At 73.7% G+C, this 24,083-nt stretch carries 23 protein-coding genes and 1 riboswitch; of the genes, 14 read left to right on the plus strand and 9 right to left on the minus strand.

The features are described from left to right. Positions 1-16 precede the first annotated feature (16 nt). Positions 17-146: riboswitch (cobalamin riboswitch) on the minus strand. Positions 147-374: 228 nt separating this feature from the next. The 3 genes from IF55_RS24650 to IF55_RS24660 all read right to left on the minus strand — a co-directional run bounded on the left by IF55_RS24650 (position 375) and on the right by IF55_RS24660 (position 2,843). Further along, positions 375-614 carry a hypothetical protein gene (locus IF55_RS24650; protein ID WP_030889309.1) on the minus strand — a complete coding sequence of 80 codons (240 nt, stop codon included), beginning with the start codon at positions 612-614 and terminating at the stop codon, positions 375-377. Positions 615-629: 15 nt separating this feature from the next. Further along, positions 630-1,937, minus strand: a complete 1,308-nt coding sequence (locus tag IF55_RS24655) for an inorganic phosphate transporter (RefSeq protein ID WP_048832407.1) — start codon at positions 1,935-1,937, stop codon at positions 630-632. Between the two features lie 156 nt (positions 1,938-2,093). After that, positions 2,094-2,843: a lysozyme gene (locus IF55_RS24660; RefSeq protein ID WP_030889303.1), complete on the minus strand. Its 750-nt coding sequence runs from the start codon at positions 2,841-2,843 to the stop codon at positions 2,094-2,096. Between the two features lie 467 nt (positions 2,844-3,310). Here IF55_RS24660 and IF55_RS24665 point away from each other — a divergent pair, with 467 nt between their 5' ends. The 6 genes from IF55_RS24665 to IF55_RS24685 all read left to right on the plus strand — a co-directional run bounded on the left by IF55_RS24665 (position 3,311) and on the right by IF55_RS24685 (position 10,722). Continuing rightward, positions 3,311-3,964, plus strand: coding sequence for a class II aldolase/adducin family protein (locus IF55_RS24665; RefSeq protein WP_030889298.1), 654 nt, complete (start codon positions 3,311-3,313; stop codon positions 3,962-3,964). 420 nt (positions 3,965-4,384) lie between these two features. Next, complete coding sequence (locus IF55_RS24670; RefSeq protein WP_030889296.1) at positions 4,385-5,512, plus strand: alpha/beta hydrolase; 1,128 nt, start codon at positions 4,385-4,387, stop codon at positions 5,510-5,512. 88 nt (positions 5,513-5,600) lie between these two features. Continuing rightward, positions 5,601-7,178, plus strand: coding sequence for a hypothetical protein (locus IF55_RS24675; RefSeq protein WP_048832408.1), 1,578 nt, complete (start codon positions 5,601-5,603; stop codon positions 7,176-7,178). A gap of 426 nt (positions 7,179-7,604) precedes the next feature. After that, positions 7,605-9,203 (plus strand): ABC-F family ATP-binding cassette domain-containing protein, encoded by a 1,599-nt coding sequence (locus IF55_RS24680; RefSeq protein ID WP_030889292.1) that lies wholly within the window; start codon positions 7,605-7,607, stop codon positions 9,201-9,203. Positions 9,204-9,609: 406 nt separating this feature from the next. Then, entirely contained in the window at positions 9,610-9,831 is a 222-nt protein-coding gene (locus IF55_RS37610; RefSeq protein ID WP_030889289.1) for a helix-turn-helix domain-containing protein, read from the plus strand. A 105-nt stretch (positions 9,832-9,936) separates the two neighbouring features. Beyond that, positions 9,937-10,722: an enoyl-CoA hydratase/isomerase family protein gene (locus IF55_RS24685; RefSeq protein ID WP_030889286.1), complete on the plus strand. Its 786-nt coding sequence runs from the start codon at positions 9,937-9,939 to the stop codon at positions 10,720-10,722. Positions 10,723-10,871: 149 nt separating this feature from the next. Here IF55_RS24685 and IF55_RS24690 read toward each other — a convergent pair whose 3' ends face one another. After that, entirely contained in the window at positions 10,872-11,654 is a 783-nt protein-coding gene (locus IF55_RS24690) for a hypothetical protein (RefSeq protein ID WP_030889284.1), read from the minus strand. 172 nt (positions 11,655-11,826) lie between these two features. On the opposite strand from IF55_RS24690, the gene IF55_RS24695 reads away from it, so the two are divergent. The 5 genes from IF55_RS24695 to amaP all read left to right on the plus strand — a co-directional run bounded on the left by IF55_RS24695 (position 11,827) and on the right by amaP (position 14,304). Beyond that, complete coding sequence (locus tag IF55_RS24695; RefSeq protein WP_030889281.1) at positions 11,827-12,318, plus strand: Asp23/Gls24 family envelope stress response protein; 492 nt, start codon at positions 11,827-11,829, stop codon at positions 12,316-12,318. A gap of 12 nt (positions 12,319-12,330) precedes the next feature. Further along, the gene (locus IF55_RS24700) at positions 12,331-12,522 is read left to right on the plus strand and encodes a hypothetical protein (RefSeq protein WP_030889278.1); all 192 of its coding nucleotides are present in this window, start codon (positions 12,331-12,333) and stop codon (positions 12,520-12,522) included. Positions 12,523-12,699: 177 nt separating this feature from the next. After that, positions 12,700-13,038: an Asp23/Gls24 family envelope stress response protein gene (locus IF55_RS24710; protein ID WP_030889271.1), complete on the plus strand. Its 339-nt coding sequence runs from the start codon at positions 12,700-12,702 to the stop codon at positions 13,036-13,038. Next, positions 13,035-13,700 (plus strand): DUF6286 domain-containing protein, encoded by a 666-nt coding sequence (locus IF55_RS24715; protein ID WP_030889268.1) that lies wholly within the window; start codon positions 13,035-13,037, stop codon positions 13,698-13,700. Before IF55_RS24710 ends, IF55_RS24715 begins: the two co-directional genes overlap by 4 nt. Positions 13,701-13,707: 7 nt before the next feature. Continuing rightward, positions 13,708-14,304 (plus strand): alkaline shock response membrane anchor protein AmaP, encoded by a 597-nt coding sequence (gene amaP / locus IF55_RS24720; protein WP_030889266.1) that lies wholly within the window; start codon positions 13,708-13,710, stop codon positions 14,302-14,304. A 659-nt stretch (positions 14,305-14,963) separates the two neighbouring features. On the opposite strand, the gene IF55_RS24725 is transcribed toward amaP, so the two are convergent. The 5 genes from IF55_RS24725 to IF55_RS24745 form a co-directional block, all read right to left on the minus strand. Beyond that, positions 14,964-15,719, minus strand: coding sequence for an SDR family oxidoreductase (locus IF55_RS24725; protein ID WP_030889263.1), 756 nt, complete (start codon positions 15,717-15,719; stop codon positions 14,964-14,966). A gap of 4 nt (positions 15,720-15,723) precedes the next feature. Next, the gene (locus IF55_RS24730; RefSeq protein WP_030889260.1) at positions 15,724-17,520 is read right to left on the minus strand and encodes a glycoside hydrolase family 15 protein; all 1,797 of its coding nucleotides are present in this window, start codon (positions 17,518-17,520) and stop codon (positions 15,724-15,726) included. 29 nt (positions 17,521-17,549) lie between these two features. Continuing rightward, positions 17,550-18,443, minus strand: coding sequence for an SURF1 family cytochrome oxidase biogenesis protein (locus tag IF55_RS24735; protein ID WP_030889257.1), 894 nt, complete (start codon positions 18,441-18,443; stop codon positions 17,550-17,552). Between the two features lie 133 nt (positions 18,444-18,576). Then, positions 18,577-19,590 (minus strand): DEDDh family exonuclease, encoded by a 1,014-nt coding sequence (locus IF55_RS24740; RefSeq protein WP_030889254.1) that lies wholly within the window; start codon positions 19,588-19,590, stop codon positions 18,577-18,579. Between the two features lie 117 nt (positions 19,591-19,707). Further along, a complete protein-coding gene (locus tag IF55_RS24745) occupies positions 19,708-20,325 on the minus strand; it encodes a TetR/AcrR family transcriptional regulator (RefSeq protein ID WP_030889252.1) in 618 nt (205 codons plus the stop codon). A 203-nt stretch (positions 20,326-20,528) separates the two neighbouring features. On the opposite strand from IF55_RS24745, the gene IF55_RS24750 reads away from it, so the two are divergent. The 3 genes from IF55_RS24750 to IF55_RS24760 all read left to right on the plus strand — a co-directional run bounded on the left by IF55_RS24750 (position 20,529) and on the right by IF55_RS24760 (position 24,083). Continuing rightward, positions 20,529-21,326, plus strand: coding sequence for an acetoacetate decarboxylase family protein (locus IF55_RS24750; protein WP_030889246.1), 798 nt, complete (start codon positions 20,529-20,531; stop codon positions 21,324-21,326). 176 nt (positions 21,327-21,502) lie between these two features. Next, on the plus strand, positions 21,503-22,792 hold the full coding sequence (locus tag IF55_RS24755) for an amidohydrolase family protein (RefSeq protein WP_030889243.1): 1,290 nt from the start codon (positions 21,503-21,505) through the stop codon (positions 22,790-22,792). After that, positions 22,785-24,083 (plus strand): amidohydrolase family protein, encoded by a 1,299-nt coding sequence (locus IF55_RS24760; protein WP_078645142.1) that lies wholly within the window; start codon positions 22,785-22,787, stop codon positions 24,081-24,083. The genes IF55_RS24755 and IF55_RS24760 overlap by 8 nt, the downstream gene beginning before the upstream one ends.

Genomic DNA, 24,083 nt, shown 5'->3' on the forward strand with positions numbered 1-24,083 from the left:
CGTGACCGGCGACCAGAGTCTCCTGGCTCCCGGATCCGCGCTCTCCCCGGCCTTCCAGCTCCGGGCGGGAGCCGTGGCCTGTGGGTGGTGGGGGAGCACTCCCCGGTGACAGTGGCGGGACCGCGCCGGATTCGCACCGGCTTCCTCTGCTGTCGCCGTTTGGCTCCGGAAGTCCACCATGGTCCGGGAACGGCGTCAACTCACGCTTGACCTGCGGCGGGGGAGTGTGCGGAGGCCCACAGCCCCGCCGCGGGACCCAGGCCCGTACGCGCGCCGAGCCCACCGCCCGTACGTGCAGCGCTCAGCCACCGCCCGTACGCGCAGCGCTCAGCCGTCGGCCGTACGGGCGCTCAGGCGTCGGCTCGTACGGGCGCTCAGGCGACGATGAGGTAGATGCCGTACGCGACGACCGCCGCGCACAGCGCGAAGCAGGCGTACGCGCCGGTACGGGCGAGGGCGCCGGGGCCGGCGCCGGCGGCGGCCGTGCCGTCGCCCTGTCCGCGCGGCTTGCGGGACGTGCCGACGATGCCGAGCGTGAACACGCCCACCATCCCGACGGTCACCACGAGGCTGACGCCGAAGACCTGCCCGAGGGCTGCCCAGTCGATGTTCATGGGGGTCCTGGTTCCTTAGCTGGTGGCCGCGGCGGCCGGGGCGAGGTCGTGCGGGGGCTGGGCGCTCGACGCGCCCGGCGCGCCGGGGACGACCGGAGCGACCGGGGCACTCGACGCGGCGGGCGCACCCGCCGCGTCGGCGGCGAGCGGCCCGGCGGGCGGCGGGGCGACGCTCTGGAGTGCGGCGGTTATGACCCCGGCCGGCTCGGTCGCCTCCTCCCCGGTCGCGTTCACATTGGTGTGGTCGACCGGCTTGCGGCGCGAGGCCGCCCAGATCGCGCCGCAGGCGGCGAGGGCGAGCACGGCGACGGCCGTGACGCCCCAGTCGCCCCGCTCGGCGAGGTAGGCCGCGCCGCCGGAGACGAGAGCCGCGGCCGGCAGCGTCAGGCACCAGGCGATGACCATGCGGCCGGCGGTCGACCAGCGGACGACACCGCCCTTGCGGCCGAGCCCGGCGCCCATCACCGCGCCGGAGCAGACCTGGGTGGTGGAGAGGGCGAAGCCGAGGTGCGAGGAGGAGAGGATGACGGCGGCCGCGCCGGTCTGGGCGGCGAAGCCCTGCGGCGGCTGGATGTCGGTGATGCCCTTGCCCATGGTGCGGATGATGCGCCAGCCGCCCAGGTACGTGCCGAGCGCGATGGCGAGGCCGGCGGAGACGATGACCCACAGCGGCGGGTCGGCGTGCGGGGCGACGGCGCCGCCGGTGACCAGCGCGAGGGTGATCACGCCCATGGTCTTCTGCGCGTCGTTGGTGCCGTGGGCGAGGGAGACCAGGGCGGCGGAGGCGATCTGGCCCGCGCGGTACCCCTTGGCGGTGTCCCGCTCGTCGCGGTTGCGGGCCACGCGGTAGGTCAGCCGGGTCGCGAGCAGCGAGGCGAGGCCCGCGACGAAGGGGGCGGCCACCGCCGGGATGACGACCTTCATGATGACGGCGTCGCCGTTGACCCCGCCGGTGCCGACGGAGACCAGGGTCGCGCCGATCAGCCCGCCGAAGAGGGCGTGCGAGGAACTGGAGGGGAGCCCGGCCAGCCAGGTCAGCAGGTTCCAGACGATCGCGCCGACGAGCCCCGCGAAGATCACTTCGGGCCTGATGCCCGCGCTCTCGTCGATGATCCCGCCGGAGATGGTCTTGGCCACCTCGACGGAGAGGAACGCGCCGAGGAGGTTGAGCGCCGCCGACATCGCCACCGCGATCCGGGGGCTCAGGGCGCCGGTGGAGATGGTGGTGGCCATGGCGTTGGCCGTGTCGTGGAAGCCGTTCGTAAAGTCGAACACCAAGGCCGTGACGATCACGATCCCGATGAGAAGCGTGATGTGTTCCATTCACCCAGGCAATCAGTTTGGTGGGCAGTGACGCGGCGAACCTAAAGAGCCTGGATGAACAGAAGGTGAACTGGAACGGGCATGGTGGTGACGCCGACCGGAGTGGCGCGGCACCCGGCGCACCGGGGGCCGCGCCACGCGCCTACGGGCCGGTCGTCACCCGGCGGCGAGCCGCCGCAGCCCCTTCATCGTGCCGTTGAACACGTCCTGGTCGCCGGGGAGCAGGCCGCGGTTGGCGTGCTGCCAGAAGGTCGCGAACGACCAGCCGGCCGGCATCGGCCCCGGCGAGCCGTGCCAGCTCGCCAGCCACAGCGGATGGTTCGCCCCGAAGGCCCGGCTGCCGCCCGTGCAACTGTTCCACCAGCGGGCGGTGGTGTAGATCACCGGACGGCGGCCCGTACGCCGCCGCACCTCGCCGCTGAAGGACGCGATCCAGCGCACCATCTCCGTCCGGTTCAGCCCGTAGCACTTCCTTTTGCCGTACGGGTTCCCCTCGATGTCCAGGGCGGGCGGCAGCGTCCAGCCGTCCGCGCGCCACGCGCCGCCGTTCCGCAGGAAGTACGCGGCCTGCGCGCGGCCCGAGGAGTGGCTGGGCACCGCGAAGTGGTACGCGCCGCGCAGCAGCCCGGCCTTGCGTGAGCCGTTGTACTGCTGCGTGAAGTACGGATTGCGGTAGTTCGTGGCCTCGGTGGCCTTCACGTAGACGAAGCTCGCCCCTTCGGCGCGGACCGCCGACCAGGCGACCTTCTTCTGATGCGAGGAGACGTCGTGCCCGTGCGGCCTGGTCCAGGCGGCGGCCGGGGTGCTCTCGGCGAGGACGGCGGCCCCGAGAGCGAGCGCGGCGGCGGAGGCGGAGGCGGCGATCAGTCTGCCGCGCCGCCGCGCCGGATGGTTGTCATGGTCCATGGTTCCCCCCAGAAGGCGGAGTGCATGACAAATCCCGGCAAGATTAGTGGATGTCATGACCAACACCGTCGATCACCAGCCAATCACAGTAAGTCGCTTATCAGGCTCTATATAGCGGATTCCGGACGCCGGGACTCCGCGCTACAGTGCCGCCCGCCGCCGCGCCCCCTTGACGCCATCCCTTTGGAGCCCTCCGCCGGGAGCCCTCCGCTCGGAACCTCCGCCGGGAGCCCTCCGTCGCGAGTCCTTCGATGGGGGCCCGCCCGGGACCCCGCCCGGGACCCCGCCGGGAGCCTCCGCTCGGAGCCCCGCTGGCCCACGGCGCGTCCCGGCGCCCCTACCATCGCGCGACAGAAGTGCGCGGAGGCGCGCGGAAGCGGACGCGAGCGCCCGGCGGCGCACGGGGGCTCGGCGGAACACGGCGCGCGTCAGCGGAATCCAGCGGTACCCAACGGAGGCGAGGACTCATGACGGACCGCACGACGGTGGAACGGACCTGGGCCGACGTGGTCGCCACGGCCCGCCGGACGGTCGCCGACGGCCTCGTCGTCGGCACCTCCGGCAACGTCTCGGCCCGCGCCGGCGACCTGATCGTCGTCACCCCCAGCGGTGTCCCCTACGACAGGCTCGGTGTTGACGACGCCGTCGCCGTCGACCTCGACGGCCGCCAGGTGGCCGGCGAGCTGATCCCCACCAGCGAACTCCCCATGCACCTCGCCGTCTACCGCGAGACGCCCGCCGCGGCCGTCGTGCACACCCACGCCGAGCACGCCACGGCCGTCTCCACCCTCGTCCCCGAGCTGCCGCTGATCCACTACATGGCCGCCGCGCTCGGCGGCCCGGTCCGCGTGGCCCCCTACGCCCTCTACGGCACCGAGGAGTTGGCCGAGAGCGTGCTCCGCGCCCTCCACGGCCGCACCGGCTGCCTCCTCCAGAACCACGGCACCCTCACCTACGGCGCCACCCTCGACCAGGCCTACGACCGCACCGCCCAGCTCGACTGGATGTGCCGCGTCTGGCTCACCGCCGCCGCCCTGCCGGGCCGCACCCCCTCCCTGCTGACCCCCGATCAGCTCCACCAGGTGACCGAGAAACTGCGCGGCTACGGCCAGCGCGGCTGACCCGGGGGACGTCCGTACGCGGCCGGGAACGCGTCCGGCTGTACGCGACCCGGGCCGCGCCGGCCGTAGGCGCCCGGCCCATGCCCGCCGGGCCGCGTCCGAGCCGCGTCGGCGGTACGCGCCTCGGTCGCACCGGCCGGGTACGCCCGACCCGAATCCGCCGTACGCGCTCGGTGCGGGCCCGCGGGACCCTCGCCGTCGGACCCCCGGACCCCCGGACGCGCCCGGGGCCTTACCGCGGACGTGCGCTCCGGCCACCGCCCCGCCGAACGCTCCCGCGCCGTACCCGTATCGCCCGGCCCGGCCAGGTCCGGTTCGGCCCATGCCGGACCGTTCCGGAGCCCGGCGCGGGAGCGCCCGCGTCACTCGGGCGCCCCCGTCCACTGGCCGTGTCACCCAGGTGCGCTCACACTGAGGAGGATGCGCATGCGTACAGCGACGGCCGCGGCCGTCACCACCGTGTTCGGTGCCGGGGCCGCCGCAGTGGCGGTCGGCCGGTACGCCAGCGATGCCGCCCTCAAGCCCGCGGCGGGCCGGCCGCTGCCGGGCGACCCGCAGCTCACCGTGCACGCCCTCGCCGCCGGCCAGATCACCCTCAGCCGCACCCTCGCCTCGACGCGCCCCGGCACGTACGGCCTCACGGGCCCCGGCGTGCACGCCGTCGTCGGCCCCGTCATCGAGGGCGCGCAGTCGCCTGCGGCCTGCGTGGTCCGCCGGCTCGAACGCGTCGTCCGCGGCAGACTCGAACCCGGCCTGCGGCTGCGGCTCACGCCCCAGGTGCACGTGGGCGACCCGCTCGAAGCGCTCGGCCTCGACCACGCCGACGTCGACGTGCCCGGCGAACTCGGCACGCTGCCCGCCTGGTTCGTGCCCGGCGCCCGGGAGACCTGGGTCATCACCGCGCACGGCCTCGGCACCACCCGCGAACACCCCATGGTGGTCATGCCGTTCCTGCACGGCCAGCGGTTCCCCGTACTGGACCTCGCCTACCGCGGCGACAGCGGCGCCCCCCGCCAGCCCGACGGCATCGGCCGGCTCGGCGACACCGAATGGCGCGACGTGGACGCCGCGATCCGCTTCGCCGTGCGCTACGGCGCCCGCGACGTCATCCTGCACGGCTTCTCCACCGGCGCCACCATGGCGCTGCGCGCCGCCACCGGCTCCGCCCTGCGCCACCGCGTCAGCGGCATCGTCCTGGACTCCCCGGTCCTCGACTGGCGGGCCACGCTGCGCGCCACGGCCGCCGCCCGGCACACCCCCGCCGCCCTGCTGCCGCTGGCCGTACGGGCCGCCCAGGGCCGTACGGGCCTGGGCACCGGCGACCGCGACCGGGCCGCCGACGCCGCCGCCCTGGCCGTCCCCACCCTGATCGTGCACGGCCCGGACGACACCCTCGCCCCCTGGGACAGCTCCCGCGAACTGGCCGCCGCGCGACCCGAACTGATCACGCTTCACACCGTTCGCCGCGCGCCGCACGCCGCGATGTGGAACGCTGATCCGAAGGGCTACGAAGAAGCCCTGCGGCGCTTCATGACACCGCTCATGTAGCGCCCCGGCCACCGTCGCGCACCGCGGCGAAGATCCTCATCGGGCATTCCGATTGGGTTTTCGGAGCGTCAACGGCAAGACTGCTCCTGTGACGTCCCGTACTCCGCGCGACTCCCGGCTCCGACTCGTCCCCCAAGCGCCGATCGCCGCTGCCCGCCGGGCCGTGGCGAACCGCGGCTCCCGCCCGGCGCCCCGCCCCCCGGCGGGCATGCCGCCACCGGCCGAGCTGGCCCGGCACGCGAGAGTCGGGCTCGCCGGCGCCGTCAAGGTCGCCCGCTGGGTGGCCGAGGAGCGCGGCCACGGCGCCGGGACCCGGGCCGGCGGCGTCGCGGCCCTCTCCGACGAGGCGGTCGAACGGGCCGCCGCCGCCCTGCGGCTCCCCGAGCCGCGCGTCCGCGCCGACTGGGACCGCGCCCGCCTCGCCGGCCTCGTCGAACTCCACGGCGCCGCCGCCCGCCCCGGCTGGCGGCTCCAGGCGTGGGACCGCGACGACAGCGCCGTACTGCGCGGCTGGGTCGCCCTCTTCGACGCCTGGTCCCTCGCCCACCCGGTGCACCCCGACGTCGACCCGGCCATAGCCGCCGAAGTCGTCGAGGCCGTTCCGCAACTCCTGTCCGTCATGCACCTGTCGGCCGGCGCGCTCTCCGCCGCGATGCTCCTCGACCTGCTCCAGCAGCGCGTCGCCGAGATCCGCGCCGAGCGGTGCGAGGTGCCGTACGGCCGGCGGCTCCCGACCGCCCCCGAACACCCGGCCACCGGCTCCGAGCCCCCCGCTCCCGAGGGCTCCGGCTCCGAGCCCCCCGCCACCGCGACCGAGCAGCCCGGCCCCGACCCCGCGGACCAGGCCGTACGAACCTCCGCGGCCGACCCGGCGGCGCCCGGCGACCCGCTGCCCCGGCTGCTCGACTGGGCCCTCGCGGCCCTCGCCTCCGTCGGCGCGCTCGTCGTCCGCGAGGGCACCCCGGCGGACGCCGCCGACACGACCGGCCGGCCGGGCACCGCCTACGCCGACACCCGCGTCGCCGCCCTCACCCCGCTCGGCAACTGGGCGGTGTGGGTCAAGCTGGAACAGATCTGCGTCGCCGCCCAGAGCCCCGCCGGCAACATCGAACTGTCCGCCGAGGCCATGCTGCGCGGCTGCGCCGACCTCACCCCCGGCCCGGCCCGCGCCGAATACCGCGCCTGGCTCGCCGCCCGCCCCGTCGGCAGCGCCGTCACCGAACTCCTCGACGCCGCCCGGGGCGACGACGCCCTGCTGCGCGGCCTCGCCTTCGAGGCGCTGCGCGCGGTCGGCGCCCCCGCCGAACCCGCCGTCCGCGCCGCCGCCGACGAGCCGGTCCTGCGCCCGTACGCCCTGCTGTGGCTGGCCGAGCAGGAGGGCGGCGACCCCGAGAGCACGCTGGAGGTGCTGACCCGCGCCGAGGCCACCTGGCTGTGGGTCGACACCGCCGCGGCCGTCGCCGACCACGGCGAGAGCCGGCTCCTGGTCCGCCATCTCGACTCGGCCGTGCAGGGCACCGTGCCGGCACTCCTGGAGGAGGTCCGGGCCGTCGGCCACCCGCGCACGGTGCAGGTCCTGGTCGCGCTGGCCGCCGCCCACCCCGACCCGGCGCTCGCCAAGGCGGTGCGCCGGGCGGCGTTCCAGGTGCACACCGGCGGGGTCTGAGAGCCTGTGTCATATCCCTGGTCGGATCAGCGCACGGCGTCTGGTGCGTGCGATCGCAAGGCGCCGGAAGGTCCTCGAATGGGGCCTCCCCTGCTTGAGCGGGGCCGAGAGCTCGGGGAAGGAGCTACTAGGGCATTTCGGCAACGCCGCGAGCGTGCGTGCCAGACGTCGGGCGCCCGGCCAGGGATATGACACAGGCTCTTAGCCGGGGCCCGGCCCCGCGCCGGCCCCGCGATCCGCCCCCGCCCCCGTGAGAACCGGCGCCGCGCGTCGCCACGGGGGAACCCGGCGTGCGAGTCCAGGGCGCAAATCCAGTTGCGAGCCCCCGTTAGAATGGTCCGTATGGCTTACCTCCTTGTGCATTAGACGGCGTCAGACAGACCTCGACCGTCCCGCCCGCCGTCCAACCTGCCCAGGAGCAACACCGTGATCACCGCCTCAGGCGTCGAGCTGCGTGCCGGAGCACGCGTCCTCATCGAGTCCGCGTCCTTCCGCATCGCCAAGGGCGACCGCATCGGCCTCGTCGGCCGCAACGGCGCGGGCAAGACCACGCTCACGAAGTGCCTCGCGGGCGAGGGCCAGCCCGCCGCCGGCACCATCACCAGCTCCGGCGAGGTCGGCTATCTGCCGCAGGACCCGCGCACCGGCGACCTCGACGTGCTCGCCCGCGACCGCATCCTCTCCGCCCGCGGCCTGGACACCGTGCTCCGCAAGATGCGGGAGAACGAGGACCGCATGGCCAACGGGCAGGGGGCCACGCGCGAGAAGGCCATGAAGAAGTACGAGCGCCTGGAGACGGAGTTCCTGACCAAGGGCGGGTACGCGGCCGAGGCGGAGGCCGCGACCATCGCCGCCAGCCTCGGGCTGCCCGACCGGGTGCTCGGCCAGCCGCTGCACACCCTCTCCGGCGGCCAGCGCCGCCGCGTCGAGCTGGCCCGCATCCTCTTCTCCGACGCCGACACCCTGCTCCTCGACGAGCCGACCAACCACCTCGACGCCGACTCCATCGTCTGGCTGCGCGACTACCTCAAGACCTACCGCGGCGGCTTCATCGTCATCTCCCACGACGTCGAACTGGTCGAGACCGTCGTCAACAAGGTCTTCTACCTCGACGCCAACCGGTCCCAGATCGACATCTACAACATGGGCTGGAAGCTGTACCAGCAGCAGCGCGAGGCCGACGAGAAGCGCCGCAAGCGCGAGCGGCAGAACGCCGAGAAGAAGGCCGCGGCCCTCAACTCGCAGGCCGACAAGATGCGCGCCAAGGCGACGAAGACCGTCGCCGCGCAGAACATGGCCAAGCGGGCCGAGAAGCTGCTCTCCGGACTGGAGGAGGTGCGCGCCGCCGACAAGGTCGCCAAGCTGCGCTTCCCCGACCCCGCGCCGTGCGGCAAGACCCCGCTCACCGCCGAGGGCCTGTCCAAGTCGTACGGCTCGCTGGAGATCTTCACCGACGTCGACCTCGCCATCGACAAGGGCTCCCGCGTGGTCATCCTCGGCCTCAACGGCGCGGGCAAGACCACGCTGCTGCGGCTGCTCGCCGGGGCCGAGCAGCCCGACACCGGCCAGGTCACCCCCGGCCACGGCCTCAAGCTCGGCTATTACGCGCAGGAGCACGAGACGCTCGACCCGGACCGCACGGTCCTGGAGAACATGCGCTCCGCCGCCCCCGACCTCGACCTCGTCGCGGTCCGCAAGACGCTCGGCTCGTTCCTCTTCTCCGGCGACGACGTCGACAAGCCGGCCGGGGTGCTCTCCGGCGGCGAGAAGACGCGGCTGGCGCTCGCCACCCTCGTCGTCTCTTCCGCCAACGTGCTCCTCCTCGACGAGCCCACGAACAACCTCGACCCGGCCAGCCGCGAGGAGATCCTGGGCGCGCTGCGCACGTACCAGGGCGCGGTCGTGATGGTGACGCACGACGAGGGCGCGGTGGACGCGCTCCAGCCGGAGCGCATCATCCTGCTCCCGGACGGCGTCGAGGACCTGTGGGGCGCCGACTACCTGGACCTGGTCGCCCTCGCCTGATTGAGCACGGAACGTAACCGAATGCCGCGATCGGCCCGTACCCCAGGGGTACGGGCCGATCTGCGTGAGCTGATCAGTGCCGACTGGATCATTCGGCCGACGCGTGATCCATCATCTGAGTGAGTGCGGCTCGTACCGCAGCGTGGCTGAGCGCCCCGGCGTGCGCCCTGTGCGTCCCGCCGGCCCCTCCGGCCCGGCCCGCGCCCCTGCCGGGCCTGACCTGGCGCTTCGCCCGGCAACCCGGACGGCCGTACGGTCGGGCCTCCTCGGAATCCCGAGTTCCGGCGGCTGTCGGCCCCAGAACGCCGGGAAAACCCCTCCCACCTACCTTGCCGAATGGGTGGCCAGGACGGCGTGGAGGGGTGATCATGAGAGTCCAGAGCGCACTTCCCATGAGGAGGCACGGGTGGCCGAGACTCTGAAGAAGGGCAGCCGGGTTACCGGCGCCGCGCGCGAGAAGCTCGCGGCAGACCTGAAGAAAAAGTACGACTCCGGTGCGAGCATTCGGGCGCTGGCCGAGGAAACCGGCCGTTCCTACGGGTTCGTCCACCGGATGCTCAGCGAATCGGGCGTAACTCTGCGTGGCCGCGGAGGAGCGACGAGGGGCAAGAAACCCGCCTCTGCATGACGAGGCGGGGCCCCGGAAAGCAGTGCCGCCACCCGGTCTGCCGGTCGGCCGATCGGGTGGTTACTGTTCAGTCAACTTAACCGCGGTTGACTCCGGAGGCACCCCTTGACCCTGCTCGACAACGACGGCGTGCGGCTCGCCGTCGACGAAGCGGCGACCACGGCCACGGTGACACTGACCAACCCGGCCAAGCGCAACGCCCAGTCGCCCGCCCTGTGGCGGGCGCTGGCCGAGGCCGGGCGGGTGCTGCCGGGCACGGTGCGCGTCGTCGTCGTGCGCGGAGAAGGCAAGTCCTTCTCCGCGGGCCTCGACCGGCAGGCATTCACCCCCGAGGGCTTCGACGGCGAACCGTCCTTCCTCGACCTGGCACGCGGCTCGGACAGCGGCCTCGACGCCGCCATCGCCGAATACCAGGAGGCGTTCACCTGGTGGCGGCGGAACGACATCGTCTCCATCGCCGCCGTCCAAGGGCACGCGATCGGCGCCGGCTTCCAGCTCGCCCTCGCCTGCGACCTGCGCGTCTGCGCCGAAGACGCGCAGTTCGCGATGCGCGAGACCAGCCTCGGCCTGGTGCCGGACCTCGCCGGCACCACGCCGCTCCTCTCCCTCGTCGGCTACGCCCGCGCCCTGGAGATCTGCGCCACGGGCCGCTTCGTCCACGCCGAGGAAGCCGAACGCACCGGCCTCGCCAACCTCGTCGTCCCCGCCGCCGACCTCGACGCCGCCGTCGCCGACCTGGCCGCCGCCCTCCTCGCCGCCCCCCGCGACGCCGTCATCGAGACCAAGGCGCTCCTGCGCGACGCCGCCGGCCGCCCGTACGACACCCAACGCGCCGCCGAACGCGCGGCCCAGGGCCGCCGCCTGCGCGACCTGGCGGGCCTCTCCGACTGATTTCCGCTCGGCCTCCGGCCGGGTTCGGCTCCGCGGGTGGGCCAGGACCCCGTCGGCGGGCTTGAGCCCTCGGCCGCCGAGGCTTTGGTCGCCGCCGCGGCGAGCGGGCCGGGAGCGCTTGACGACGCGAATCCGGCGGTTTGTGAGGCTCAGACCTCGGCATCGTCGTCGATCGCTGTGACGAGTACGGCGACGGTGACCGGGCCGTCGGGGCTGGATGCCGCGGCGGCTACTGCGTCGCGGGCGGCCAGGGCTGCGGTCAGGGCGCGGTGGTCGGCGCTGACGGCGAGTTGGAGTTGTACGTGGCGGTCGGCGGGCTCGGTGCGTACGGCGTGGGCGGCCGGGCCGCCGAGGGCCGGGGCCAGTCGGGTGACGCCGGGGACGCTCAGCGCCGCGTCCTCGATGGCGGCGGTCTCCGTACGGGCGCCGCCCGGGGGGAAGGCGGTGTCGGCGGACGGGCCCGTGGGCTCCGCGTTCTCGTCGGCTCCCCCCGCGGCAGCGGTACCGGTGTCGCCGCCGCCGTCCAGCAGCGACGTGATGTGCAGGTCCACCGTGTCCACGGTCAGCCCGAGCCGGTCCACCGCCGCCGCCCGTAGCGCGTCGCGCAGCAGGCCGGCGGTGGTGGGCAGCGGCTGGTCGGCCGTGGCGGCGAAGTCGGCCTCGATACGCAGCGGCCCCGGCGGCAGGGCGCTCGGCGGGGGCGGCACCGGCGGTACCGACGGCGCCGATGGGTCCGCCGCCGGGCCGGAGTCCCGCGCCGCGACGCGCAGGCGGCCGAGCCGGACGCCCGGCAGCGCGTCGGCGGCCCGGCGCAGTACGCCGCTCGCCGCGCGCTCCGTGATCCACGCCCCGTCCGCCGGGCCGCCCAGCGGCAGCACCCTGCCGAGGCCGAGCTGCTGCCGTACCGCCTGTGCCAACCGGTCCGTGACCACGTGTCCGTCGCCCCTTCGTCCGTCCGTACGCCCAGCCTGCCGCACCGGCCCACCCGATCGGCGGGTGACGCGCCACGGTCGCCGTATCCCCGGAGCGGGACGGCGGAATCGCCCTTAGGGTGGCAAAAGGAGCGGCAGGCCGCTCCTTCCCCGCGGAAAGGGATGATCGGCGATGAGCGACACGGAACAGTTCAACCGGTCCGGATCGTCCGGCCAGCAGCAGTCGGGCGGCGAGGGCAGAAAGACGCTCGGGTCGGGCGGCAAGCGCGGCGACGCGCCGGGCGACCGGGGCCGGACCTCCATCGCCGACGGCGTCGTGGAGAAGATCGCCGGGCTGGCGGCCCGCGATGTGGTCGGCGTGCACGCGATGGGTAGTGGTCTCTCGCGGACCTTCGGCGCGGTACGGGACCGGGTGCCCGGCGGCGGGAAGTCCGTCACGCGTGGTGTGAAGGCCGAAGTGGGTGAGGTGCAGACGGCGCTCGATCTGGAGATCGTGGTCGAGTACGGCGTGTCGATCGCCGATGTGGCGCGCTCCGTGCGGGAGAACGTGGTCTCCGGGGTCGAGCGGATGACCGGCCTCGAAGTGGTCGAGGTCAATATCGCGGTGAGCGACGTGAAGTTGCCGGACGAAGAAGAGGACGAGTCGGAGCCGAGGCTCCAGTAGAAGGAGCACAGGATGAGCATGGCCGTGGTCGGTCTGATCGTGGGCATGGCGCTGGGGTTCGCCGGGTACTTCGGCGGGTTCGGAGCCTTTCTGCTGGTGGCGGCCCTGGGTGCCATCGGATTCGTGGCCGGCCGGTTCCTGGACGGCGATCTGGAGCCGGGGGATTTCTTCCGCACGCGCGAGCGTGACGGACGCCGGCGGTGACGGTGCCGGCCCACCCTGAAGGCGCTCGCATCGCCGAGGCCGCCGAGAAGAACGCCGAGGCCGCAGAGCAGAGCACCGAAACCGCTGAGAGCACTCAGAGCACTCAGAGCACTCAGAACACCGAGAACACCGAGAACGCCGAGAACGCAGCGCGGGAACGCGCGGTGAGGGGGCACGGTGGAGCCGGCTGAGCGCGGTGCCACGCGCATCGCGGACCGGGTCGTATCGAAGATCGCCTCGCAGGCGGCGCGCGAGGCGCTGGCCGGCCCGGCGTCGGACGGCGTGACCGACGCACCGCACGCGGCCGTGGCCGTCCGGGAGATGTCGGCCAGGGTGCGGGTCTCCGTCGCGCTCGGCTACCCGTCCGACATCGGCGCGCAGTGCGGCGCGGTGCGCCGCCGAGTAGCCGAGCGGGTACGGACGCTGACGGGCATGGAGGTGCCCGAGGTCGCGGTCACCGTGGAGCGGCTGCAGTCGCCGCAGCTCCAGCGCGCGGGCCAGGGAAGGGTGCGATGAGCGACATCGAACCGGGTACGCGGAGCGCCCCGACGCTGGAGAAGACATCGGGCACGGGGGCAGGCACGGGCGCGGGCGCGGCGGGGGCCGGGCGCGACGCGGCGGCCCCGGAGCCGGACGGCGGCCGGGCCGGGCGGTTCTGGTCCACGCGCCGGGCGCCGGCCATCGTGGTCGCGCTGGTGCTGCTGGGCGCCGCCGGGCTCTTCCTCTACGACGTGGCGGCCGTACGGGCCGACCGCCCCGCGATGCGGTGGCGCCGGTGGCTCGCGGACCAGTTGGCGACCCGTCACCTCGAACACGGCTGGGTCATCGCCGGGGCCGCGATCGCCGTGGTGCTGGGGCTGTGGCTGCTGGTGCTGGCCCTGACTCCGGGGCTGCGCGGGTCGCTGCCGATGCGCCGGTCCGGCGACGTACGGGCCGGGCTGGACCGCCCCGCTGCCGCGCTGGTGCTGCGGGACCGGGCGATGGAGGTCGCCGGGGTGCAGTCGGTGCGGGTGGATGTGAAGCGGCGCCGGGTCAAGGCGCGGGCGCAGTCGCACTTCCGGGACGTGGAGGCGGTGCGCGGCGACTTGGACGCGGCGCTGTCCGACGGCATCCGCGAGTTGGGGCTGGTGCGGCAGCCCGGCCTGTCCGTGCACGTACGCCGACCGTCGAAGAGGTGAGCGCGCGGTGTTGAGGACCGTCAATCGGGTACTGCTCGGGCTCGTCGGCCTGGTGCTGGTGGCGCTGGGCGCCGCCGTGCTGCTCGGCGGCCTGGACCTGCCGCGCCGGTGGGGGTTCTCGCTGCCCTCCGCCTGGCCGTGGAGCGACCCCCACGACGTGCTGCTGAGCGACGCGGACCGGACCAAGTGGCGGTCGGCCGGCTGGTGGTGGCCGGTGGTCATCGCCGTGCTGGCCGTACTGGTGCTGCTGTGCCTGTGGTGGCTGCTGGCACAGTTGCGACGGCGCCGCCTGCGCGAGCTGCTGGTGGACAGCGGCGACGGCGAGGGCGCGCTGCTGCGCGGCCGGGCGCTGGAGGACGCGCTCGCCGCCGAGGCGGAGGACCTGGACGGCGTCGACCGCGCCCACGTGATGCTCCGCGGCCGGCGCACCTCGCCGCGGACCCGGGTGGGCCTGGTCCTCCAGCCGCACGCGCAGCCGGCCGTCGCGCTGGACCGGCTGCGGACCGAGGCCCTGGAACACGCCCGCGTCTCTGCGGGCCTCGACAGCCTCCCGGCCGAGGTCCGCCTCCGAGCCCTCCGCCACCGCGCCCGCCGCGTGACATGACCCTTCCGGGCCCGCCCCCGGCTCCGTACCACTGCCGCCCGTAGCTCGGCCGCCCGTACCGCTGCCGTCCGAACCACGACCGGGCCCGGACCCGGCACGCCCGCGCACCGGACGGCTGAGGCGCCGACCGTACGGGCGCGAAGCCGACCCCGGTGGTTCGAGCATCGGCCGTACGGGCGTGAAGCCCCCCGCGGAGGTTCGAGCATCCGCCGCACGGGCGTGAAGCCGCCGCGGAGGCTCAGGCATCGGCCGTACGGGCCTGAATCCGGCTGCGGAAGTTCGAGCGTCGGCTGTACGGGCGTGAAGCCCCCCGCGGAAGTTCGAGCGTCGGCTGTACGGGCGTGAAGCCCCCCGCGGAAGTGCGAGCATCCGCCGCACGGGCGTGAAACCGCCGCGGAGGCTCAGGCGCCGGCCGTACCGGCCTGAAGCCGGCCGTGGAGGCTCAGACATCGGCCGTATGGGCGTGAGCCCCCCGCAGGGGCTCAGGCGTCCGCCGCATGGCCCGCGGCCAGGGGGACACCGTCGCGCGTCGTGCGCGCCCGTACGGCTTGGGCCTTCGTCCGTACGGACCCGGCACCCGCCGCGCGCGGAGCCCCCCGGCCCGGAGGGCCCCGGCGGAGCCCTCCGGCCCGGGGGCCCCGGCGGGGCGCCCGGCCCGGCTAGAAGCCGTGGCGCGCGCCCCCGTCGACCGGCAGCATGACGCCGTTGATGTACGAGGCGGCGGGGGAGAGGAGGAAGGCGGCGGTGCGGCCGAACTCGGCGGGGGTGCCGTAGCGGCGCAGGGGGATCGAGGCGGTGCGGCGCGCGCGGTTCTCGTCGGCGTCGCCGGCGAGCGCGTCGAGTTCGCGGATGCGGTCGGTGGAGATGCGGCCGGGGAGCAGGCCGAGTACGCGGATGCCGCGGGGGCCGAGCTCTACGGACAGGGACTTGGCGAACCCGGCGAGCCCCGGCCGGAGCCCGTTGGAGATCGTGAGTCCGTCGATCGGCTCGTGCACGGACGCGGAGAGGACGAAGGCGATCACGCCGTCCGCGTCGAGCACTTCCGCGGCGGCGCGGGCGAGCCGGACCGCGCCGAGGAAGACGGTGTCGAAGGCGGTCTGCCACTGCGCGTCGGTGTTCTCGGCGGCCGACCCCGGCGGCGGGCCGCCGACGCTGATGAGGATGCCGTCGAGGCGGCCGAAGCGGTCGCGGGCGGCGGTGATGAGGCGGTCGGCCGCGGCGGGGTCGGCGTTGTCGGCGGCGACGCCCACGCAGCCCGCGCCGAGCTGCTCGGCGGCGGCGTCCACCGCCTTCTCGTCCCGCCCGGTGATGATCACCTTCGCGCCGTCGGCGAGCAGTTCGCGCGCGGTGGCGTTGCCCAGCCCTCGGGTGGCGCCGGTGACGATGTATACGCGGTCTTCGAGTCCAAGATCCATGGGGTCAGTCTGCCGGGTTCCCGTCCGTGAGCGTGTGGGCGGTGCCGACCAGGCCGATGTGGCTGAACGCCTGCGGGAAGTTGCCGAGCATCCGGCGGGCCACGGGGTCGTACTCCTCGGCGAGCAGCCCCACGTCGTTGCGGAGCGACAGCAGCCGCTGGAACAACCGCTCAGCCTCGTTCTTCCGGCCGGTCATGCACAGGGCGTCGGCCAGCCAGAACGAGCAGACGAGGAAGGCGCCTTCGGTCCCGGGAATCCCGTCGACCGTGCCGTCCCCGTCCTCCTCGGTGCTGTAACGGCGTACGAGACCGTCGTGGCACAGCTCCCGCGCCACCGCGTCCACCGTCCCGACCACCCGCGGGTCGTCGGGCGGCAGGAAGCCCGCCCGCGGGATGAGGAGCGTGGCGGCGTCGAGCGCGGTCGAGCCGTAGGACTGCGTGAACGTGTTGCGCTCGGCGTCGAACCCCTTCTCGCAGACCTCCCGGTGCACCTCGTCGCGCATCGTCCGCCACGCGTCGAGGTCGCCGTCGAGCTCGGGGTCGGCCTCCAGGGTGCGTACGGCGCGGTCGGCGGCGACCCAGGCCATCACCTTGGAGTGGACGAAGTGCCGGCGCGGCCCGCGGACCTCCCACAGCCCCTCGTCGGGCTCCCGCCAGGTGGACTCCAGGAACTCCATGAAGCGCCGCTGCACGTTCCAGGCGTGCGGCTTGTCCTTGAGCCCGGCGGAGCGGGCGAGGTGCAGCGAGTCGATGACCTCGCCGTACACGTCGAGCTGGAGCTGGTCGACGGCGCTGTTGCCGATGCGTACGGGCGTGGAGCCCTCGAACCCGGCGAGCCACGGGAGTTCGTACTCCGGCAGCCGGCGTTCGCCCGCGATGCCGTACATGATCTGGAGGTCGGCGGGGTCGCCGGCGATGGCGCGCAGCAGCCAGTCGCGCCAGTCGGCGGCCTCCTGCTGGTACCCGGCGGAGAGCAGCGCGCCGAGGGTGAGCGTGGAGTCGCGCAGCCAGCAGTAGCGGTAGTCCCAGTTGCGCACGCCGCCGATGGACTCGGGGAGGGAGGCGGTGGGGGCGGCGACGATACCGCCGGTGGGCGCGTACGTGAGCGCCTTGAGGGTGATCAGGGAGCGGACGACGGCTTCCCGGTACGGGCCCTGGTGGCTGCATTTGCGGGCCCAGGCGCGCCAGTCCGCGAGGCTGTGTTCGAGGGCCCGGTACGGGTCGTGCTCCTTCGGGCGCGGCTTGTGCGAAGGGTGCCAGGTCAGCACGAAGGCCACCCGCTCGCCCTCGGTGACGGTGAAGTCGGAGCAGGTGGAGAAGGCGTGGCCGTACGTCTTGACCGGGGGCTCGCTGCGCAGCCAGGCGGAGTCCGGGCCGGCGATGGCCACCCGCCGGCTGGTGCCGGAGCGGCGCATCCAGGGGACGACGCGGCCGAAGTCGAAGCGCAGCCGCAGTACGCCCCGCATCTCGACCGTGCCGCTGACGCCCTCGACGATGCGGATCACGTCGGGGGCCTTGTCGCGCTGCGGCATGAAGTCGATGACCTTGACGGCGCCGCTCTCCGTCTCCCAGACCGTCTCCAGGACGAGGGAGTCCTCCAGGTAGGCGCGGCGGGTGCAGGTGCCGGCGCCGGCCGGGGCGAGCCGCCAGTGCCCGTTGTCCTCGTCCCCGAGCAGCGCGGCGAAGCAGGCCGCCGAGTCGAACCGGGGCAGGCACAGCCAGTCGATGGAGCCGTCCTTGCCGACCAGGGCGGCGGTCTGGAGATCGCCGATGAGCGCGTAGTCCTCGATACGTTGAGCCACGCGTGCCGCCTTCCCGGTCGGCGGGGGTGCTACTCCGCCGCGGCGGCCGTACGGGCGATCTCGCCGCCCTCCGGCCTGCCCGGGGTATCGGTCCGGGCATCCTTGGCGCTCGCCCCGGCTTCCTTGGGCTCGGGGCCGGCCCCGGCCTCCTTCGCCTCGGCAGCCGCCTTGGCCGCCGAGGCCAGGCGGTCGCGGCGCTCCCTGCGGACCAGGATGACCCAGCCGACGGGGACCGCGGCGGTGAACAGCCACCACTGGATGGCGTAGGCCATGTGCGGGCCGATCTCGCTGTGGTCCGGGGCGGGGACGAGTTCGGGCTGGCCCTTGGCGTGCGGGGAGATCAGCTCGATGTAGCCGGAGAGCAGCGGGCGGTGCACGTTCTTCGCCTGCTCGCCGCTGTTGATCAGCATGACCTGGCGGGGCGGCAGGCCCTTTTTATCCTTGATGCCGCTGTAGCCGCTGGTTTCGTCCTCTTTGAGCCGCCCGAGGACGGAGACCTTCCCGGCGGGTGCCGCGGGCACCTTCGGGAACTCGGTGAGGTTGCCGTCGGCGGGGATCCAGCCGCGGTTGACGAGGACCGCCCGGCCGTCGTCGAGCAGCAGCGGGGTGAGGACGTAGTAACCCTGGCTCCGGCCGTCCGCCGAGGTCCGCTGGCGGACCACCACCTCGTCCTTGGTGTCGTACGTTCCCTGCGCGGTCACCCGCCGCCACATGTCGTCGTGCGGAACCGGGCGGCCGGGCGCGGTGAGCTTGCCGACCGGTACGGGCTCGGCTGCGAGGCTGTCCGCGATGAGCTGGTTCTGCGCGACTTTGTGCTCATGGCGGTGGAACTGCCAGAAGCCCAGTTTGATCATCACCGGAATCAGGACGAGCCCCACCAGCGTGAGGATCACCCACTGCCGGGACAACAGGAAGCGATACACGACTTTGACGGTACCCGCAGGGGTGCGGACCCGGACTATTGGGTCCCGCCGGGCCGGGCTGCCGGCACCCGGGGCGCCGGGCGGTCTCGGCCGGGCGACCCCGGCCCTGCGCGCCCGCCCGGGCCCCCCGGCCTCACGCGGAGGGCGCCGCGGGCACCACGTGCGAGAGCAACTGCATGAAAGCGGCCTCGTCGATCACCGGAGTGCCGAAGGAGGCGGCCTTGACGGTCTTGGACGTGGCCGCGCCGGGATCGTTGGTCACCAGCACACTGGTCAGCCGCGAGACGCTGGTCGCGATGTGCAGCCCGGCCTCGATGGCCCGGTCCTCCAGCAGCTCGCGGTCGACGGACGTGTCGCCCGAGAACGCCACCCGCATACCCTGGATGAGCTGTTCGCCCGGAACGTACCGGCCCGGATTCGGATACGGGCAGGCCGGCCGCTTACGGCTGGGACGCCACGTACCCGGCCGGTACGAACCCGCCGGAGCGTGCCCGGAGCGCCCGCCCTGATAGCCGATGGGGGAGGCCGCCGACGGCCCGTCCGACCACTCCGTGAGCGGCTGGCAGGCCAGCAGCGGCAGCCGCAGCCCCGCCCGCGCCGCCAGCGCCAGGCTCGGCCGGAACGCCTCCGCCAGCACCCGCGCGTCGTCCAGCGCGTGGTGGGCGCGCTGCTGCACCACCCCGTAGTGCGCGGCGAGGGACTCCAGCTTGTGGTTGGGCAGCGGCAGCCGCAGCTCCTTGGAGAGCGCGATGGTGCACAGCCGCTGCCGCACCGGGGTCGTGGCCCGCGCGCGGGCGTACTCGCGCGCCAGCATCGACCAGTCGAAGGCCGCGTTGTGCGCGACGAGCACCCGGTCCGCCAGCTTCTCGGACAGCGTGGCGGCGATCTCCCCGAACAGCGGGGCGCCCGCCAGCATGTCCGAGGTGAGGCCGTGGATCCAGACCGGGCCCGGATCGCGCTCGGGGTTGACCAGCGTGTACCAGTGGTCCTGCACCTCGCCGCGCGCGTCCAGCTGATAGACGCCGGCCGACACTATCCGGTCGTCCCTGGCGAGGCCGGTCGTCTCCACGTCGACGACCGCGTACCCCTCGGGGTAGGCGGCCGGCCACGGGGTCGGCGGTGCGGCTGCGGTGTGGTCTTCGAGCATGGTCCCAGAGGATACGGGCCACCGCTGACAGCGAACCCCGCCAGGGCGCGGCCGGCCGGGCCCCGCGCGCACCGCCCGCCGCACCCGTCGCGGCCGGTGCGCGCGCGACGGGCGTGGTCAGCGCGTCAGGAGCCCGTCGACCAGGGCCCGTACGGACGTGACGAAGAGCCGCTCGGAGTCGACCGGATGGGCGAGGGCCCGCGCGAGCGGCGGGTCGTGGTCGGCGGCGGACGCGTCCCACCGGGCCGCCCCGCCCCGCGCCCGGACGGGCGCGCGCTCGCGGTTGCGCTCCACGAGGACGTACCCGACCACCTGGAACTGCACGGCCCGCACGGCCGCCGCCGCCCGCGCCCCGCGCAGCCCGGCGGCGTGCACCTCCCGGATCAGCGCCCGCTGCGCGGGAACGAACATCCGCTCCGTCAGGCCGCGTTCATGGACGACCGCGATGAGCTGCGGATGCTCCAGCAGGTCCCGCCGGAGCGCGCGGGCGACCGAGACGATGCGCTGGCGCGGGGTGCGTCCGGTGGCCCGTACGGTCGCGAGCCGGTCCACGGTCGCCTCGGCGAGCGCGTCGAGCAGCGACTCGCGGTTGCCCACGTGCCAGTAGATCGAGGTGACGGCGGTGTCGAGCTCGGCGGCCAGCCCGCGCATCGACAGAGCCCCCGGGCCGTGCCGCTCGACGAGTCGCGCGGCGGCGTCGAGCACGTCCTCGCGGGTCAGCGCCGGTTTCGGCATGTCGCCCCCAACTCCGCTGTGTGCGGGGCTCTTTACCCTTCGCGCTCGTGCCTGTAACTGTGTTACAGGCAACAGGGATCAGGCGCCAGGCAACAGGTACCACGCGACGAGTAACAGGCACCAGGCACGACGAACGAGGCACCAGGCATCAGGCACCAAGCACCAGGCCGAGCACCGGACATCCCGTCGGAGGGCGGTAGGACATGGCACGCGTACGGTACGGCGCGCGCGAGGCGGCCGAGGTCAAGGCGGCGCGGGAGGGGAGCGCGAAGCTCCCCGACATCTGGTCCACGGGCGTGGTGGCGCTCTGGGAGAGCGATCCGGACGCGGTGGCGGCGGTGCTGCCGCCGCCGCTGAAACCGACCGGCCGCCCCCTGGTACGGGCCGCGATCAGCAAGGTCGACCTGCCCGGCTACCCCCTGGGCGCGGGCTCGGTGGCCGTCGCGGCGCACCACGGCGGGCACGACGGCTGGTACCCGCTGGTCATGCCGATGACCCACGAACGGGCGCTGATCGGCGGGCGCGAGGTCTTCGGCGAGCCGAAGAAGCTCGGCGAGGTGGTGATCGAGCGGGACGGCGGCGTCGTACGGGCCTACCTGGCGCGGCACGGCATCGCCTTCGTCGAGGTCCGGGGCGCGGTCGGCGGCGAACTGCCGCTGCCGCCGCCCGCCGACAAGATCGACTTCTACTTCAAGTTCCTGCCCGGCGTGGACGGCACGGGCTTCGACGCCGACCCGGTGCTCGTGCACTGCACGCGCACCGAGAAGGTCCGCAAGCTGGCGGCGATGAGCGGCGACGTGCTGCTGCGCGAGTCCGCGTACGACCCGGTCGCCGACCTGCCGGTGCGCCGGCTCGTGGAGATCACGATCGGCGAGAAGTCCACGGACCAGCGGGGCCGGGTCGTCGAACGGGTCAGCCCGCAGGCCCTGTTGCCGTATGTGCACCAGCGGTACGACGACGCCCTGCAGATCGTGGACGGGCCGCCGGAGGGGAGCGTCTGAGCTTCCGGTACGACGGCGCGCGGCGCTCGCGCGGCAGCGTACGAAGAGCCCCGCAAGCAGAGCCCCGCACGCGAACCCGCAAGCAGAGCCCCGCACGCGGACCCCGTACGAAGAGCCCCGCGCGCCAACCGATTCCAGCCGACTCCAGCCGATTCCACCCGAACGAGGAGCAAGTGATGACGGACATGACGGACCCGTACTTGATCATCTCCTCCGACTCGCACGCCGGACTGCCCACCGAGGAGTACCGGCCGTATCTGGACACGAGGTTCCACCGCGACTTCGACGAATTCCTTGGACAGCGCGAGAGCCGCCGCGCGGAGATGACCCGCCTGGGCATCCGGAACGAGACCTTCGCCACCAAGTGGTTCGAGGAGCACGAGGAGGGGCTGCGCGGCGGCTGGGACGCGGCGCAGCGGGCGAAGGAACTCGACGGCGACGGGGTGGCGGGCGAGGTCGTCTTCCCGGACGCCGACGCCGTCGACAGCCGCACCGCCGCCCCCTTCGGCGTCGGCCTCGGCCTCTCCGGCGACCAGGACCCGGACCTCGGCATGGCGGGCGCCCAGGCCCACAACCGCTGGCTCGCCGACTTCTGCGCGCACGACCCGAAGAGGCACTGCGGCGTCGCCCTGCTGCCCATCACCGGCGACGTGGGCCGCGTGGTCGGCGAGATCCACCGCGCCAAGGAGGCCGGGCTCGGCGCGCTGATGATCCCCGCCATGTGGGTCGACAAGGCCCCCTACCACGACCGCCGCTACGACCCGGTGTGGGCGGCCGCCGCCGAGGCCCGGATGCCGGTGATCACCCACTCGGGGGCCGCGCCGCGCCACGAGTACGGCGACCACCTCGGCATCTACGTCTCCGAGGTGACCTGGTGGCCCGCCAGGCCGCTGTGGTTCATGCTCTGGTCCGGCGTCTTCGAGCGCCACCCCGGTCTGCGGTTCGGCATCGCCGAGTCGGGCTGCTGGTGGCTGCCCAACCTGCTGTGGTTCATGGACCGCCTCTACCTCGGCTCGCACGGCGGCAAGAAGCTCTCGCCCTTCGCCGAACTCAAACGCCCGCCGCACGAGTACCTGGACCGCAACATCTTCATCTGCGCCACCAACACCAAGCGGCGCGAACTCGCCCAGCGCTACGAGATCGGCGTCGACAACATCCTGTGGGGCAGCGACTTCCCGCACCCCGAGGGCACCTGGCCGCGCACGCGGGAGTGGCTGCGCAGCACGTTCCACGACATCCCCATCGGCGAGACCCGCCGCATGCTCGGCCAGTCGGCCGCCGAGGTCTTCGGCTTCGACGTCCCGGCCCTGACCGAAGTGGCCCGCCGCATCGGCCCCCTCCCGTCCGACCTGGGCCAGAACGCGAACCAGGCACCCGTCGAGGCGTCCTGGCGACGGTCGCGGGAGACGGGGCGGCACTGGCTGACGGGGTTCGACTTCCCGTACGTAGGGGTCGGCGATGACTGACGCCGGCCGCGAGGCGGTGGCGTCGGCGGTGGCTGAGGGGGGCGAGCCCGGCCCTCCGGCCCCGGCCGACCGCTACACGGTCATCTCGGCCGACTGCCACGCCGGGGCGGACCTCCTCGACTACCGGCCGTACCTGGAACGCGCCCACCACGAGGCGTTCGACGCCTGGGCCGCCACATACGTCAACCCGTACGAGGACCTCCTCGCCGACTCCGCCGACCGCAACTGGAACTCCGACCGCCGCCTGGCCGAACTGGAGGCGGACGGCATCGTCGCCGAGGTCGTCTTCCCCAACACCATCCCGCCGTTCTTCCCCAGCGCCGCGCTCATGGCCCCCGCCCCGACACGGGAGGAATTCGCCCAGCGCTGGGCCGGACTGCGCGCCCACAACCGCTGGCTCGCCGACTTCTGCGCGGCGGCCCCGGGCCGCCGCGCGGGCGTGGCGCAGATCCTGCTGAACGACGTCGAGGAGGCCGTACGAGAAGTCCACTGGGCGAAGGCAGCGGGCCTGACCGGCGGCATCCTCCTCCCCGGCACCCCACCGGGCTCCGGCCTCCCGGAACTGCACTCCCGGACGTACGACCCCCTATGGGCCGCCTGCGCGGAACTCGACATCCCGGTCAACCACCACGCGGGTTCCGCGTCCCCGCCGCTGGGCGACGAGCCTTCGGCCCGTGCCGTCTTCATGGTCGAGACGACGTGGTTCTCACACCGCGCGCTATGGCACCTGATCTTCGGCGGCGCCTTCCACCGCCACCCCGGCCTGCGCCTCGTCCTCACAGAACAGGGCTCCGGCTGGATCCCCGGGGTCCTGGACATGCTGGACTACTACCACGGGCGTCTGGTCGCCGCTTCAACACGAGCGACCGCGACCGCCGAGGCCAAATTCGGTGTGGGCCTGGCCGATTCAATGGGCCCACCCCCGAGCGAGACATGGCACACCAACTGCTCCGTCGGCGCCAGCTTCATGCGCCCTCACGAAGTGCCACTCCGCCACCGAATCGGCCTCGACAAGATCATGTGGGGGAGCGACTACCCACATGACGAGGGGACTTACCCGTATACGCGCGAGGGACTGCGGGCGGCTTTCGCGGGGGTCGCGAGGGAGGAAGTGGCAGCAATGGTCGGCGGCAACGCGGCCCGCATCTACGGCTTCGACTTGGCGCTCTTGAACTCCATAGCGGCCAAGGCAGGCCCCACGGTCACCGAGATCGCACACCCCCTGGAGGAGCCACCAGAGGACGCTACAAGCCCGGTATTCGCGAAGGGGGCTTCTTTGCGGGTTTGGTAA

Origin of the sequence: Streptomyces varsoviensis (assembly GCF_000718635.1) — a bacterium.
GTDB lineage: Bacteria > Actinomycetota > Actinomycetes > Streptomycetales > Streptomycetaceae > Streptomyces > Streptomyces varsoviensis.

What these genes read in the sequence shown, in the direction of transcription:
- IF55_RS24755 (WP_030889243.1), top strand. Translation starts at nt 21,503, where the DNA reads ATGACGGACATGACGGACCCGTACTTGATCATCTCCTCCGACTCGCAC.
- IF55_RS24695 (WP_030889281.1), top strand. Translation starts at nt 11,827, where the DNA reads ATGAGCGACACGGAACAGTTCAACCGGTCCGGATCGTCCGGCCAGCAG.
- IF55_RS24655 (WP_048832407.1), bottom strand. Translation starts at nt 1,937, where the DNA reads ATGGAACACATCACGCTTCTCATCGGGATCGTGATCGTCACGGCCTTG.
- IF55_RS24665 (WP_030889298.1), top strand. Translation starts at nt 3,311, where the DNA reads ATGACGGACCGCACGACGGTGGAACGGACCTGGGCCGACGTGGTCGCC.
- IF55_RS24760 (WP_078645142.1), top strand. Translation starts at nt 22,785, where the DNA reads ATGACTGACGCCGGCCGCGAGGCGGTGGCGTCGGCGGTGGCTGAGGGG.
- IF55_RS24725 (WP_030889263.1), bottom strand. Translation starts at nt 15,719, where the DNA reads ATGGATCTTGGACTCGAAGACCGCGTATACATCGTCACCGGCGCCACC.
- IF55_RS24650 (WP_030889309.1), bottom strand. Translation starts at nt 614, where the DNA reads ATGAACATCGACTGGGCAGCCCTCGGGCAGGTCTTCGGCGTCAGCCTC.
- IF55_RS24740 (WP_030889254.1), bottom strand. Translation starts at nt 19,590, where the DNA reads ATGCTCGAAGACCACACCGCAGCCGCACCGCCGACCCCGTGGCCGGCC.
- IF55_RS24660 (WP_030889303.1), bottom strand. Translation starts at nt 2,843, where the DNA reads ATGGACCATGACAACCATCCGGCGCGGCGGCGCGGCAGACTGATCGCC.
- IF55_RS24670 (WP_030889296.1), top strand. Translation starts at nt 4,385, where the DNA reads ATGCGCATGCGTACAGCGACGGCCGCGGCCGTCACCACCGTGTTCGGT.
- IF55_RS24750 (WP_030889246.1), top strand. Translation starts at nt 20,529, where the DNA reads ATGGCACGCGTACGGTACGGCGCGCGCGAGGCGGCCGAGGTCAAGGCG.
- IF55_RS24715 (WP_030889268.1), top strand. Translation starts at nt 13,035, where the DNA reads ATGAGCGACATCGAACCGGGTACGCGGAGCGCCCCGACGCTGGAGAAG.
- IF55_RS24745 (WP_030889252.1), bottom strand. Translation starts at nt 20,325, where the DNA reads ATGCCGAAACCGGCGCTGACCCGCGAGGACGTGCTCGACGCCGCCGCG.
- IF55_RS24700 (WP_030889278.1), top strand. Translation starts at nt 12,331, where the DNA reads ATGAGCATGGCCGTGGTCGGTCTGATCGTGGGCATGGCGCTGGGGTTC.